Source organism: Tenacibaculum sp. Cn5-46 (genome assembly GCF_022347705.1).
Lineage (GTDB): Bacteria > Bacteroidota > Bacteroidia > Flavobacteriales > Flavobacteriaceae > Polaribacter > Polaribacter aiptasiae.
In genome coordinates this window covers 346,523-360,738 of the sequence record NZ_JAKRGD010000002.1, presented here as the reverse complement: position 1 = coordinate 360,738, position 14,216 = coordinate 346,523, and the positions used below count along the sequence as shown (strand labels likewise).

The following is a 14,216-nucleotide window of genomic DNA, read 5'->3' as shown; positions in this document are numbered from 1 at the left end:
GTTTTAAAAATATTAACGTCTATAACTTTAATAATTCTTTGTCAATTATTTAACAGCTTATAAACATAAATCGAAATTTGCAACTTATATGTTTGTTTGGAATTTCAATAAAACCCAACTATGAAAAAAACAATTACGCTACTGTTTTTAACACTTACTAGTATTTCTTTTTCCCAAATTAGAGGAAAAGTAACCAGTAATACTAACAAACCTTTATCTTTTGTTAGTGTATATTTAGAAAATTCTATTACTGGAACAACTACAAATGATAATGGTGATTATGAATTAGCCATTAAAAAAAAAGGAGAACATACTATTGTTTTTCAAATCTTAGGATACAAAACAGTTAAAAAGAAAGTTAACATTAGCTCTTTTCCCTATAGTTTAGATGTTAAACTTTCAGAAGAAGAAGTTGCTTTAGATGAAGTATTGATTTCTTCTAAAGAAAACCCTGCTAATAGAATTATTAGAAATGCTATTGCTAGCAAAAGCAAGAACACAGATAAATTTGGGCAATACAAAGCCGATTTTTATTCTCGTGGATTATTTAAAGTTAAAAACCTTCCTAAAAAATTCTTAGGTCAAGAAATTGGCGATATGGGAGGTGGTTTAGATTCTACCCGAAGTGGTATAGTTTATTTATCTGAAACCATTTCTAAAATTTCGTTTCAAAAAAAGCCTAAAAACTTCAAAGAGCATATTATAGCCTCTAAAGTTTCTGGTAGTGATAATGGAATTAGCTTTAATCAAGCTGAAGAAGTTGATTTTAACTTTTATGAAAACTCATTTAACTTAGCCGATGCTCAAATGGTTTCCCCAATTGCTAATGGCGCTTTTGGTTATTACAACTACAAATTAGCTGGAACTTTTTATGATAAAAATGGTATTTTAATTAGTAAAATTCAATTATTACCTAAAAGAAAAAACGATCGAGTTTTTAGCGGTCACATCTATATCGTTGAAGATGATTGGGCTATTTATGGAGCCGATGTTGTTGTTACTGGTGCACAAGTAAGTATGCCAATGATTGACACTTTAAAAATTAAACAAAATTATAATTATTCTAATAAAAATAAAGCCTGGGTTCCAGTAACTCAAACTATAGATTTTAAAGCAGGAATGTTTGGCTTTAATTTTAACGGACGTTTTTCTGCTGCATATTCTAACTATAATTTTGAACCTAATTTTTCTAACAAGTATTTTGGAAGTGAAATATTATCTTTTGCTGAAAATGCTACAGAAAAAGATACTCTTTACTGGAATAAAATACGTCCTGTAGCCTTAACTAGTGAAGAAACAGCTGACTACAAATTAAAAGATAGTATTAAAACTAAACGAAAATCTAAAAAATATTTAGATTCAGTAGACACTAAACAAAATAAGTTTAAAATCTTTAACATTCTTTCTGGTTATTCTTATAATAATACCTATAAGAAATGGGGACTTCATTTTTCTTCTCCTATAGAAAACATAAGTTTTAATACTGTTCAAGGATGGAATTCATCTATGGGTATTAGTTATTATAAAACATTGAACAAAAAAGGTAAAAACTTTGGTGCTGGCGCAAACATTAATTATGGTATTTCTGATAAAAAAATAAGACCTACTGGTTATTTTTATTACAAATGGAACAATACTACTCGACCAATATTAAATATTTCTGGAGGTAGAACAATTGCCCAGTTTAATGCAAAAAGACCTATTTCTAGATTTTGGAACACTATTAGTTCAGTGCTTTTTGAAAGAAATTACATGAAAATTTATGAAAAAGACTTTGCTAGAGTTTCTTTTTCACAAGAAGTTGTCAATGGGTTACGTATGTCTACTTCATTAGAATATGCAAACAGAAAGCCATTATTTAACACTACAGATTATGTAATGTTTCCAAAAAGTAATGTAGAATACACGTCTAACAATCCACAAGACCCGACTAATTTTACCTCTTCATTTACACCACATAAAATATGGTCGTTTACTCTTGGTGCAAATATTCAGTTTGGTCAAAAATACTTGTCATATCCTAATGGAAAGTATAATGTAAGTAGTAGAAAATACCCTTCACTATTTATTGGTTACAAAAAGAATTTTGGAGCGGATAACTCTGAATGGAATTCAGATGTTATCTATTCACAATTAAATCAAAGAGTTTCTCTTGGAAACTGGGGAGAATTTAAATATAAAGCTAAAGGAGGCATCTTTTTAGAGAAGAAAGATATTCCTTTCATAGATTATACTCACTTTAACGGAAATCGTTTGTTAGTAGCTCCAAATAGCAATTATTTAAACAACTTCTATATGTTACCATACTATCAATTAAGTACAAATGATAAATATGGTGAATTGCATGGAGAATACAATTTTAAAGGTGCTTTATTAAGTAAAGTTCCTCTTCTTAACAAACTTAATTTTCATTTAGTTACTGGAGCCAAAGGACTGTTCACTGGAGGTAACAAGCCATATTCTGAATATTCAGTAGGTTTAGATAATATTGGGTTTGGAAAATGGCGTTTTTTACGTGTAGACTTTGCTAGATCTAACTTTAATGGACGCAATGAAAATAGAGTAGTATTCGGAATTAAATTGTAATTTCGTAGTATGAATATTAATGTACTACTTTTTGGTATTGCAACTGACTTAATAGGAAGTTCTTCTTTACAGATAGAACTTCCTATTAACTGTTCAGTAACCACTTTTAAAGAGATTCTTGTCAGAAAAAATGAATCATTAAAAGAAATGAGCACCTATGCTGTAGCTATTAATGAAAGCTATGCTTCTGACGAAACAATTATAAAAGAATCTGATATAGTTGCTATTATCCCACCTGTAAGTGGAGGATAACTTTTAAAAACTACTCTTTTTTAAGATATTTTCCTACGAAGAAAGTTCCAAAAGGTAAAATAGATAATAAGCATACTGTACCAAAAGTTTTACCTTTCCAGTCTAACTCATATTTTAGCATTATTGCCATGATTATGTAGGCTACAAATAGTAATCCATGAGGCATTCCTAACATTTTTACATATGCTGGATTATCTTGTAAATATTTAATTGGGGTTGCAATGAAAAGTAATAAAATATAAGATACCCCTTCTAATAAACTTACAATTTTAAATATGTTAATCATATTTATTTTTTTAAAAACTTGTTGTTAACGATAAAGAAAAATTACGTCCTGGAGCAGAAATTCCAGAAGCAAACTCTTTATAATGAACATCAAATAGGTTAGTGATTTGTGTTTGAATTGAAATATTCGTGTTCAATTGATATTTTCCAAAAACTCCAACAGTCATCCAAGCAGGAGTTCCATAATATTTATTTTCAGCTAAAGAAGCATTTTCATCAACTACTGGTGTTTGTACATGATTGTCAATCCCTTCTTCAGTATTATATGTATCTATTCCTTTTTTAGCATTAAAAATAAGATTTGCTCCTCCTTCAAAATTAGCTTTTGAATAGTTTATCTCAAACCTACCAAATAACGGCGGTATTGAAGATAAAGGCATGTTTGTATCGTATGTTTCTCCTTTGGTATAAGTTAAAGAGCCTGAGGTATTCCAATTTTTAAATAACTTACCTTGATAACTTAATGTAGCTCCTGTGACATAAGCTCTTCCTTTGTTAACATTGGCAACAATATTACCATCGTCACCATCGTAAGTTATTGTTTGATTTCCAGGGATTAATTCGAAAGCTTCTCTATATATGTAATTATTCAGTAAAGTATAATATACGTTCGCACCAATTCTAAATTTTTTATCATTAAAATACTTTTGAGCTCCCACCTCAATATTATAAGCGTGTTCTGGTCTTAAATTTACATTGGGTACAGTTACATTTCCATTTTTTTCTCCCACCTTACCTACATCATCAATATTTGGCGATCTAAAACCTGATGAAAGTACAGTATTTAATTGCCAAGTATTTGTTGGTTTGTAAACATAACCAATAGTTGCTGTTAGGGCTGTGTTATTTAAACCAATATCATTATTTGGTAACACTATAAACGTTTCACTATCCCATTTAGCTTGCAGGTTTGTATTTGTTAATCTAACCCCTGTATTTAATGTAGAATTGCTTGAAATATCTTGTCGGTAATCTACATATATAGCAGAGCTAAAATAACTACTTCCTCCATCTGGATATCTAGACTGTACTGGAAAACTTCCATTAAAACCTACAACTTTATTACCATCAACTCTTAAAATTCTTCCATAAGAATTAGATTGTACATCGTTGTATGTTACTTCAAATCCATAGCCTAAATTTCTTTTTTTAGCTAACGAAACAGAAAAGTCTCCATTTAAACTAAAAACATCCACATCTTCTTCTCTGTATGTTCTTTCTAATGTTCCAAATTTTCTTTGAATACGGCTTTCTTGAATATTTTGATAGGCTAGAGTAATAACACCATTCTCAATCCACTTTTTCTTCGGGTTAATTTCTAATTGTGAAGACGCCAAAAACCTGTTTTGTGGTCCATAATTCCATTCTGCAAACTTTAGTGTTCCATTTTTTAATTCGGTTAATCTATCAAAACGAGGAACATCTGTAGATGTTGAATATTGAATGTTAAATTTTAAATCAGTATTTCTAGATAATGGTACGTAAAACTTTTGTAATACATCTGTTTGACTAAACCCTGTATTTCTTTGAATGTTTGGATTTGGGTTAACGGTTGGATTCTCACTATAATTTCCATTCATATTGTCCGAATAGAAAAATACTTTTCCCCAGTCGTCAAATCCATGAGAACGATTTTTTCCCATTCTTAAATCGCCAAATGTGCTATGTGTAACACTTGTTAAAGAAGCCCATTTTTTAAATTGTAATTCAACAGAAAGAGCATTAGTTACCTCATTATTTACTGAACTGTATCTTAAAAAAGCATCTCCTTTAATTTGATTTTCATCAGAAATTCTCGGTGTTTTTGTATAATAATGTATTACCCCTCCTAGTGCATCAGATCCGTATATTACCGATGATGGTCCAAAAACAACTTCTGTTTTATCTAATAAATTAGGGCTAACTGTAATTGAGTTTTGTAAATGTCCTTTACGATAAATAGCATTATTCATTCGAACTCCATCTACCACAAGTAAAACACGGTTACTTTCCATACCTCTTAAAACCGGACTACCTCCTCCAAATTGAGATTTTTGAACTTTAATTCCAGGTACATTTGCTAATAAATCTGCTGATGTTTGGGGAGATACTTTTTTAATTTCTTTGGAAGATATTAAAGCTATTTGTTCCGCTATTCTATTTGCTTTTTCTTGCTTCTTAAATACAGAAACAACTACTTCATCTAATTGTTCTGATTGTTTTGATAAGAAAACTTGATATCTGTTTTTTTCTAAATTAGACTTTTTCTCCTGAAATTTAGCGTAAACCACATGAGATAAAATTAATATCTCATTTTTCTTAAATTCTGAAATATTTACTTTTCCTTCTTCATCACTTACTCCCGACTTTGTTTTACTTTTATTAAATACAGCCACTCCTTCAATTGGCTTACCTGTTTCGGCATCAATTACAGTAAGGTTTTGCGAAAAAACTGATCCTATTATCAGTAAAAAATATACAGTTATAATTTGCTTCATATATCAACTAAACACCGTTTCTAAAACGTCTAAAGATTTAGGTTTTTTAAACCCTTCCAAATGTAATTCAAAATATTGAATTATTATTCTCAGTATTATTTGTCTTTCGTTTTTATTGTACGAAATTGAATCTATTGCATCAAAATTTATGCCTAAAAGACTTTTAAAAAGAATTAATTCTTTACCTGTGATTACTAGTTTTTCATAAGTTGTATCTGTAAATCTTCCTTCTAGCAAACTAAAACCTAATTTTTCTTTATCAGCTAGATCTGGATAAAACCCAAGAAACTTTGATAAATTCAGTATAAAAAGTAAATGAAAATTTGAAATATTATCATGAGTATCTAGCCAAATAAGCCCCGTTTCTATATACTTATATAAAACCTCATTTTTTTCTTCTTCTTGAATAATACTAGATAATACTTCTGATAAAAACATTACAATAGTTTGTTTAACAACCGATGTATAAATATTTTCATAAGAATAAATAACTCGAGCTTCTCTTATAGAGTTTAATGAATTTTTATTGCTATGGTTTGCTGTTAGCTCTAACTGTGTTAATGGTTGAAAATAAGCTGGTTTTAACTTCCCTCTTTTAGAACTTAAAACTCCTCTAATAATGTAAGAACTTACTCCTTCTTCTAAAGTAAAGCATTTTACAATTAAGCTTGTATCACCATATTTAAGAGTACTCAAAACAATGGCTTTTGTAGTAATCATTGCCATTAATTAACAATTTTTATAATTGATTTTTAAAACCGTCATCAAAGGTATTTAATATTAATTACAAAAATGATACTTTCGTATAAATTTGATTCAATTTCTTATGACTTTTGAAATAGAAAGAAAGTTTCTTGTAAACTCTAACATTTATAAACAATTAGCATACAAAAAGAGCTATATAAAACAAGGATTCTTAAATTCGAAAAAAGAGCGTGTTGTAAGAGTTCGAATTAAAAACGACTCTGGTTTTTTAACTATTAAAGGGCCTTCTAATAAAAATGGAACTACTCGATTTGAATGGGAAAAAGAAATTACCAGAACTGAAGCTGAAAATTTATTAGAATTATGTGAAGAAGGTATCATTGAAAAATACCGATACTTAGTAAAGGTAAACCAACATACTTTTGAAGTTGATGAGTTTTTAGGAACTAATGAAGGCTTATTAGTTGCTGAAGTTGAACTTAATAATGAAAACGAAAACTTTACCAAACCTGAATGGTTAGGCAAGGAAGTTACTGGAATAGTTGAATACTATAATTCTAATCTCAGTAAGAATCCATTTTGCAACTGGAAATAAATCAATTATTCTAGCCTTTAATTTTTACATGTAAAAAAATATGGTCAAAAAATGACTAAAGCTTCCTAAAAGCACAAATACATGAAAAATTGCGTGGTTATATTTTATTTTCCCTATCGAATAAAATAGTGCTCCTACTGTGTAAAAGATACCTCCTGCCATTAAATAAAACAATCCTTCTGAGGATAAATTTTCCATTAAAGGTTTAATTAAGAAAACGACTTGCCATCCCATTATTAAATATAATGCTGTAGATAGCTTATCAAACTTACCTGTAAAAAATAACTTTAAAACAACTCCTGTTAAAGCAAATAACCAAACAAAAACAAATAAATACCATCCGGTTTCTTCAGGCAAAACAATTAAACAAAAAGGAGTGTAGCTACCCGCTATTAAAACATAAATAGCAGCATGGTCAAAAATATTTAATCTTCTCCTTAACCTAGGTTCTTTTGTAACATGATAAAAAGTAGATGCCGCATATAAAATTATTAAACTTATACCATAAATAATAAAGCTTGACACTTCCCAAAAACTAGTATATGTAATAGACTTTGATATTAAAAATGGAAAAACTAGAAAACTTAATAGTAATCCAAACCCGTGAGTTAAAACATTTAGTTTCTCTTCTTTTTCGCTATAACGGTGATTTAAATTCTCGCTCATTATTTGGTCTATTTGTGTCTTTCATATACAACTCATCATTAGTCAATTCATTGTACATAATATCAAAAGTACTCTTTTTAAGAGTATCCTTATCATCCATTGTAAGTCCTTTTGTTTTTATAAACTCACATTGTTTAATTCTAAAAGTTCCAGGAGCTCCTTTGAAAAAGTCCCATGAAAACAATCGCTTACAATCTAAATATAATTGAGGTACTATAGGTATCTGATGCTCTATAGCTAAACTAAATGCTCCATTTTTAAATGGCGCTAAAGTTATATTCTCAGTAGGCACCATTCCTTCTGGAAAAATTGCAATACTTGTTCCGTTTTTAAGTCTTCTTTTTGCTTGTTCATATACTCGCTTTCTACTCTCTGCATCACTTCTATCAACCATAATTACCACTTTTTTGTAGAAAAACCCAAAGATTGGAATTTTTACTAATTCTTTCTTTCCTACAAATACAATTGGATTTTTACTCATTGCACACATTACCCATCCATCTAATAACGACGCATGATTTGCGCAAAACATATAGCTTTGGTCTCTTTTTATTTCTTCTTTTTTATCAATTTTTAATCGGAAACCCATTCCATAAATCAGAAGAAAAGACCAAGCTCTAATTAGTTTCCAAAATACTGGGTAATATTTTTCACTAGAAGTTAATATGAGTAAAAAAGGCGACATTACTACTACTGAAACTAAAATCAACACATAAAACCATAAGCGCCAAATCAATCGAAAAGGAAATAGTAAATATTTAATCATAACTGCGAATGTAGTAATTTCTTTTGTTTGATGATTTTTAACCTTATTTTTGCTAGCATTATTTAATAATTACACAAAACATTTCAAGAAGAAATATGTCAAGAGTTTTAACTGGAGTACAAAGTACAGGAACCCCACATTTAGGGAATTTATTAGGAGCTATTTTACCTGCCATTGAAATGGCTAACGATCCTAAAAATGAATCGTTTTTATTTATTGCCGATATGCATTCTTTAACACAAATTAAAGATGGTGAGCAATTACGTGAAAACACCTACAGTACTGCTGCTACTTGGCTTGCTTGTGGAATTGATATTTCTAAAACAGTTTTTTATCGTCAAAGTGATATTCCTGAGGTTACCGAGTTAACTTGGTATTTAAGTTGTTATTTCCCATACCAACGTTTAACCTTAGCACACAGTTTTAAAGATAAAGCTGACAGATTATCGGATGTAAACGCTGGATTATTTACTTACCCAATGTTAATGGCTGCCGACATTTTATTATACGATGCTGAAGTTGTTCCTGTTGGTAAAGATCAATTACAGCATTTAGAAATGACACGTGATGTAGCTAGTAGACTAAATAATATTATTGGTGATACTTTGGTTTTACCTCAAGCTAAAATTAATGAGAACACTAAACTAGTTCCTGGTACCGATGGTGAAAAAATGAGTAAATCTAGAGATAACTTTATCGATATCTTTTTACCTGAAAAGAAGTTACGTAAACAAATTATGGGTATTAAAACAGATAGTTTAGCTCTTGAAGACCCTAAAGATCCTGATACTGATAATGTTTTTGCCTTATATAAATTATTAGCTTCTGATGAGCAAATTGCTGAAATGCGTGCTAACTACGAAGGAGGAAACTACGGATATGGTCATGCAAAACAGGCTTTGTATGAGTTAATTCTTGAAAAATTCTCAGATGTTCGTGCGAAATATTACCACTATATGGAAAATCGTAACGAAATTGATGAAGCTTTAGCTATTGGTGCTGAAAAAGCTCGTGCAATTGCAAAAGATGTTTTAAAGAGAGTACGTGATAAAGTAGGTTACTAAAAAATTAATTATGAAATCTCTTTTTACTTTTAGTAGTATACTTTTATTACTTTCATGTACGCAACCAAAGGAAAAAACTTTTGTTGCAGAAGCTTCTTGTGGACAATGTCAGTTTGAGCTAAAAACCCAACGTGGATGTGATTTAGCCATAAAAATGGATGGCAAAGCTTATTTTGTTGAAGGTGCTCATATTGACGATTATGGTGATGCACACGATGAAAATATTGGTTTTTGTAATGCAATTAGAAAGGTAGAAGTTACTGGTAAATTAGAAAACGAAAAATTTAAAGTTAGTTCTTTTAAAATAGTAGAATAACTTTATATAATATCATAAAAACAAAAACCGAAGTGATTTACTTCGGTTTTTTGTTTTTATATTTCATCTGATTAAGGTGCTGGGTTCGGAATAACGGCGTGTACCGCTTCAATTTCTCCTAAAATCTCTTTGCTTAAATCAATATTAATAGAATTAATGTTTTCTTTTAATTGGCTCATTTTTGTTGCACCAATAATATTACTCGTTACAAATGGTAACTGATTGATATATGCCAATGATAATTCAGAAAGTGTTAATCCATGTTTTACAGCTATTTTCTGATATTCTTCCACTGCTTTTAAAGAACCTTCAGACATATATCTTGCTATAAATCTTGGAAACAAAGTTCCTCTTGCTCCTTCTGGTGTTTGTCCATTTAAATATTTACCAGATAATACTCCTTGTGCTAATGGTGAATACGCTAACAATCCTATATTTTCTCTCATAGATACTTCAGACATTCCATACTCGTAACCTCTATGGATTAATGAATATGAATTTTGAATTGTAACCATTCTCGGTAGTTCTTTTTCTTCTGCTGTTTGCAAATACTTCATGGTTCCCCAAGGCGTCTCATTTGACAACCCTACTTGCTTAATTTTACCTTCTTTTACTAGGTCATTTAAAGTTTCTAAAATCTCTAAATGGTTTTCTGCTTCTTTTGTTGAAGTTTCATAAGGATAATCGCGAACACCAAAACAATTTACACCTCTATCTGGCCAATGTAATTGATATAAGTCTATATAATCTGTTTGCAGCCTTTTTAAGCTCCCTTCTACAGCTTCTTTTATATTTTCTCTTCCAAATCTTCCTTCACGAATATGAGCCGTATAAGCACCGCCTCCTGCTATTTTTGAAGCCAATACTACTTTGTCTCTGTTTCCTGTTTTTTTAAACCAAGACCCAATAATTTTTTCTGTAGCTCCATAGGTTTCAGGAGTTGCTGGAACTGAATATAATTCAGCAGTATCAAAAAAATTCACTCCTTGTTCTAAGGCATAATCCATTTGTTCGTGTCCATCAGCCTCTGTATTCTGATTTCCCCAAGTCATTGTTCCTAAACATATTTTAGAAACTTTTATATCTGTATTTGGTAATGTTGTATACTTCATAAGTTAATTCTCAAATATTATCCTTGTAAAAATACAAGGTTTTTATAATCTTTTCTTCTTAAAATTAACACAAAAAAATCCCGCTAATTGCGGGATTCTTATTTAATTATCTAACTAAAAATTCTGTTTCTCTATTTATTCTATTTCAAAATAGCTTCAATTCCTGGTAAAGTTTGTCCTTCTAACATTTCTAACATAGCTCCTCCTCCTGTAGACACATAACTTACTTTATCTCCAAAACCAAACTGCTTAACTGCTGCTACCGAGTCTCCTCCTCCTACTAAAGAGAATGCACCATTCGCTGTTGCTTCTGCAATTGCATTTCCAAGTGCTACTGTACCTGTTGCAAATTTTTCCATTTCAAAAACTCCTAATGGTCCATTCCATAAAATAGTTTTTGATTTTGCTATTACTTCTGCAAACTTTTCTGATGTTTTTGGCCCACAATCTAATCCCATCCATCCTTCAGGAATTTTAGTTGTATCTACTTCTTGAGTATTGGCATCATTTGAAAAAGCATCCGCAATTACTGCATCTACTGGTAAATGTATTTCTGTATTATTGGCTTTCGCTTTTTCTAATATTTCTAAAGCTAAATCTAACTTATCATCTTCTACTAACGAGTTTCCGATAGTTCCTCCTAAAGCTTTAATAAAAGTGAATGTCATTCCTCCTCCCACAATAATGTGATCTACTTTTTCAATAATATTTTCAATCACACCTATTTTAGACGATACTTTAGCTCCCCCTAAAATTGCTGTTACTGGTTTTTCTGAATTGTTTAAAACCTTATCAATACTTTCAATTTCGGTAGCTAATAAATTTCCAAAACATTTATTCTCTGGAAAAAACTGTGCTATTACTGCGGTAGATGCATGTGCTCTGTGAGCAGTTCCAAAAGCATCGTTTACATATACATCCCCTAATTTAGATAATTGCTCAGCAAAAGCAACATCTCCTGCTTTTTCTTCTGAATAAAAACGTAAATTTTCTAGTAATAAAATCTCCCCATTTTTTAAATCAGCAACCGCAGCTGATACTTTATCACCAACACAATCATCAACAAACTTAACTTGTACTCCTATTACTTCGGTTACTTTGTCTACAATATGACGTAATGAAAATTTATCTTCCTTTCCTTTTGGTCTTCCTAAATGTGACATTAACACACAGCTTCCTCCATCTTCTAAAATCTTTATAATCGTTTTCTTAGCTGCTTGTATTCTGGTATCATCAGTTACCTCAAAACTATCATTTAAAGGAACATTAAAATCTACTCGTATTAATGCTTTTTTATTTTCGAAATTAAAATCGTTAAGTGTTTTCATTACTTAAATTTAGTTGATTGTTATTTTTAAAAATTGTCTTTTCTTTCTTCTTTCACCGTATAAAATTAACTCATTATCTGAAACTTGTTCTATATATCGGCAATTAAAAGGAGCTACTTCTTCTTTATTTGCTAATAAGGTTTTGTAAATAAAGTTTCCATCGGCATCAAATTTAACAATATATAAATTGGTATTATTCCTTGTTGCCTTCCATAAAAAGCTTTCTCTAAATTTTATTCTACCTCCTGATAACTCTCCCATTTTCTTATGAGCGTTTAAAATAAGATACTCATTATTATTATATTGTGCTGTACCGAAAGACATTAATGGATTTGAAAAATATCCTGATGTTTGTGCTTTATTGATATTTCTAGCCCATAATAAATCCCCTTCATCACTTAATTTCAATGTAATTATATCGTCAAAATTGTATGATATTCTTGTATATCCACCAAACCGATTGTAAACATATGTTGTTGTTATAAAAAATTCTTCTGCAGTAATAATCATTCCTCCTCCATCTGGATAAGAAACGCTTTTAAACCTAATATTACTCAACTCTTTATCTTTCGATTTCCCATATTTATCCATTAAAAATTGCTCGGTAAATGGAGAAAATTTAGAGTTTTCTATATTCAGGTTTTCTGGATCAATAATAAAAGAACATACTCCTTTAAACCTAAACTCATTTCTATCTGAATAAAAACCTATACAACTTAGTTTATTTTCTGGTGTAAAATCTAATTCCAATGTTGCTACAAAATGATCTTCTACAGACAATTTTGTTGAAATTACATTGTTTTCTGTGATTTTAAATAACTCATAATGATAATTCCCTCCTTTTTTCTTTTTCTTCTTTTTAGGATATACTTTCCCTAAAACAGATACTTCTCCTTCATCCGACACTTTTACATCTTGAAGTTTAAATTGCTTGTCTTTGTATGGTAACTCAAACTCCTTCTCCCAAAGTTGATTAAAATCTTCATCAAAAACTAAGATACTATGATGTTCATTTTTTTTATCAGAAGAATCTATATTAAACACATTATATTTACCTGATTTTGAAAAAGATAAATTACCTTCAAAATCCCTATCTATTTTAGATCCTGAAAAAATAGATGCAAAAAATGATGGATACCTATCTGTAGTAACTTCGAAAATTTTTCTTTTGGTAAAATTAAGTTCTTCTTTTACTGAGGTATATAAAAAAGCTTCTATCTTTTTTTCTTTCTTATTTCTATAATACTCAATAAAGCCTAGAATATCTCCATTTAAAAAACTTGCAGATACTCCTCGTCTTTTTTCTATTTTATGTTCAAATGATTTTATCTTTTTAAAATCATTATCAAAAACATCTATATAAAAGTACTTTTCATTTTCTGAAGTTTTAAGTACATATAACTTATTAGACTCGTCTTTGAAAATAGTTCTTAAAATATTTGATTGTTTTTCTTTTTGAACGTCACTTTTAAATAAAGTAACATCTATTGGACTTTCTTGTGCCTTTATTTTTAATGAAATAAGAATAAAAAATACTAAAAAAAGTGTTTTTTTCATTGCAATTATGTTTTGATAAATTTAGTTGTCGAAAATACTATATTTTAGCAATACATTTAACCTTATTTTAATCAATATGGAAAACACTTCTGTTCTAATAAAATCAGAAAAATTAAATCTACAAGAATGTTACAATTTTGTTACTGATCCTTCTTGTGGTGGTATCGCTGTTTTTGTTGGAACTGTACGAAATGCTACTCAAAACAAAAGTGTTACTCAGCTAGATTTTTCAACATATAAACCCATGGCTATTAAGGAAATGCGAAAAATTGCCGATATAGCTTTGGATAAATTCCCTATTAAGAAAATTGCTATCCATCATGCCGAAGGTTTATTACAAATAGAAGATATCCCTGTTATTATTACAGTTTCTTCTCCTCATAGAAAAGCTGCTTTCGATGCTTGTCAATTTGCTATCGACACTTTAAAAGAAACTGTACCTATTTGGAAAAAAGAATACTTTGAAGATGGTGAAGTTTGGGTAAATGCTCATCCATAACTCTTTTT

At 29.9% G+C, this 14,216-nt stretch carries 14 protein-coding genes; 6 read left to right on the top strand and 8 right to left on the bottom strand.

The window, feature by feature from the left end; genetic code table 11:
• The first annotated feature begins 120 nt into the window (after positions 1-120).
• Positions 121-2,586: a DUF5686 and carboxypeptidase regulatory-like domain-containing protein gene (locus MHN29_RS05625; protein WP_235274328.1), complete on the top strand. Its 2,466-nt coding sequence runs from the start codon at positions 121-123 to the stop codon at positions 2,584-2,586.
• A gap of 9 nt (positions 2,587-2,595) precedes the next feature.
• Positions 2,596-2,838, top strand: coding sequence for a MoaD/ThiS family protein (locus MHN29_RS05620; protein WP_235274329.1), 243 nt, complete (start codon positions 2,596-2,598; stop codon positions 2,836-2,838).
• Positions 2,839-2,848: 10 nt separating this feature from the next.
• Here the strand turns inward: MHN29_RS05620 and MHN29_RS05615 are convergent, their stop codons facing one another.
• The 3 genes from MHN29_RS05615 to recO are packed head-to-tail and all read right to left on the bottom strand — an operon-like array spanning position 2,849 to position 6,326.
• Positions 2,849-3,124, bottom strand: coding sequence for a DUF3817 domain-containing protein (locus tag MHN29_RS05615; RefSeq protein ID WP_235274330.1), 276 nt, complete (start codon positions 3,122-3,124; stop codon positions 2,849-2,851).
• A gap of 10 nt (positions 3,125-3,134) precedes the next feature.
• Positions 3,135-5,600, bottom strand: coding sequence for a TonB-dependent receptor domain-containing protein (locus tag MHN29_RS05610; protein WP_235274331.1), 2,466 nt, complete (start codon positions 5,598-5,600; stop codon positions 3,135-3,137).
• Between the two features lie 3 nt (positions 5,601-5,603).
• Positions 5,604-6,326 carry a DNA repair protein RecO gene (recO, locus tag MHN29_RS05605; protein ID WP_235274332.1) on the bottom strand — a complete coding sequence of 241 codons (723 nt, stop codon included), beginning with the start codon at positions 6,324-6,326 and terminating at the stop codon, positions 5,604-5,606.
• A 100-nt stretch (positions 6,327-6,426) separates the two neighbouring features.
• Between recO and MHN29_RS05600 the strand changes: the two genes are divergently transcribed.
• Entirely contained in the window at positions 6,427-6,900 is a 474-nt protein-coding gene (locus MHN29_RS05600) for a CYTH domain-containing protein (protein WP_150898281.1), read from the top strand.
• Between the two features lie 24 nt (positions 6,901-6,924).
• Here the strand turns inward: MHN29_RS05600 and MHN29_RS05595 are convergent, their stop codons facing one another.
• Together MHN29_RS05595 and MHN29_RS05590 are read right to left on the bottom strand one after the other, a co-directional pair.
• Positions 6,925-7,566, bottom strand: a complete 642-nt coding sequence (locus MHN29_RS05595) for a hemolysin III family protein (RefSeq protein WP_235274333.1) — start codon at positions 7,564-7,566, stop codon at positions 6,925-6,927.
• On the bottom strand, positions 7,538-8,332 hold the full coding sequence (locus MHN29_RS05590) for a 1-acyl-sn-glycerol-3-phosphate acyltransferase (RefSeq protein WP_235274334.1): 795 nt from the start codon (positions 8,330-8,332) through the stop codon (positions 7,538-7,540). Before MHN29_RS05590 ends, MHN29_RS05595 begins: the two co-directional genes overlap by 29 nt.
• A 95-nt stretch (positions 8,333-8,427) precedes the next feature.
• Here MHN29_RS05590 and trpS point away from each other — a divergent pair, with 95 nt between their 5' ends.
• A complete protein-coding gene (trpS, locus tag MHN29_RS05585) occupies positions 8,428-9,396 on the top strand; it encodes a tryptophan--tRNA ligase (protein WP_150898279.1) in 969 nt (322 codons plus the stop codon).
• Between the two features lie 10 nt (positions 9,397-9,406).
• Positions 9,407-9,712 carry a DUF6370 family protein gene (locus MHN29_RS05580; RefSeq protein ID WP_235274335.1) on the top strand — a complete coding sequence of 102 codons (306 nt, stop codon included), beginning with the start codon at positions 9,407-9,409 and terminating at the stop codon, positions 9,710-9,712.
• Between the two features lie 71 nt (positions 9,713-9,783).
• On the opposite strand, the gene MHN29_RS05575 is transcribed toward MHN29_RS05580, so the two are convergent.
• The 3 genes from MHN29_RS05575 to MHN29_RS05565 form a co-directional block, all read right to left on the bottom strand.
• Complete coding sequence (locus MHN29_RS05575; protein WP_235274336.1) at positions 9,784-10,824, bottom strand: NADP(H)-dependent aldo-keto reductase; 1,041 nt, start codon at positions 10,822-10,824, stop codon at positions 9,784-9,786.
• Between the two features lie 140 nt (positions 10,825-10,964).
• Complete coding sequence (pgk, locus tag MHN29_RS05570) at positions 10,965-12,152, bottom strand: phosphoglycerate kinase (RefSeq protein ID WP_235274337.1); 1,188 nt, start codon at positions 12,150-12,152, stop codon at positions 10,965-10,967.
• A 9-nt stretch (positions 12,153-12,161) separates the two neighbouring features.
• Positions 12,162-13,709 carry a hypothetical protein gene (locus MHN29_RS05565; RefSeq protein WP_235274338.1) on the bottom strand — a complete coding sequence of 516 codons (1,548 nt, stop codon included), beginning with the start codon at positions 13,707-13,709 and terminating at the stop codon, positions 12,162-12,164.
• 76 nt (positions 13,710-13,785) lie between these two features.
• Here MHN29_RS05565 and MHN29_RS05560 point away from each other — a divergent pair, with 76 nt between their 5' ends.
• Positions 13,786-14,208, top strand: a complete 423-nt coding sequence (locus MHN29_RS05560; RefSeq protein ID WP_235274339.1) for a molybdenum cofactor biosynthesis protein MoaE — start codon at positions 13,786-13,788, stop codon at positions 14,206-14,208.
• The last annotated feature ends 8 nt before the right edge of the window (positions 14,209-14,216 follow it).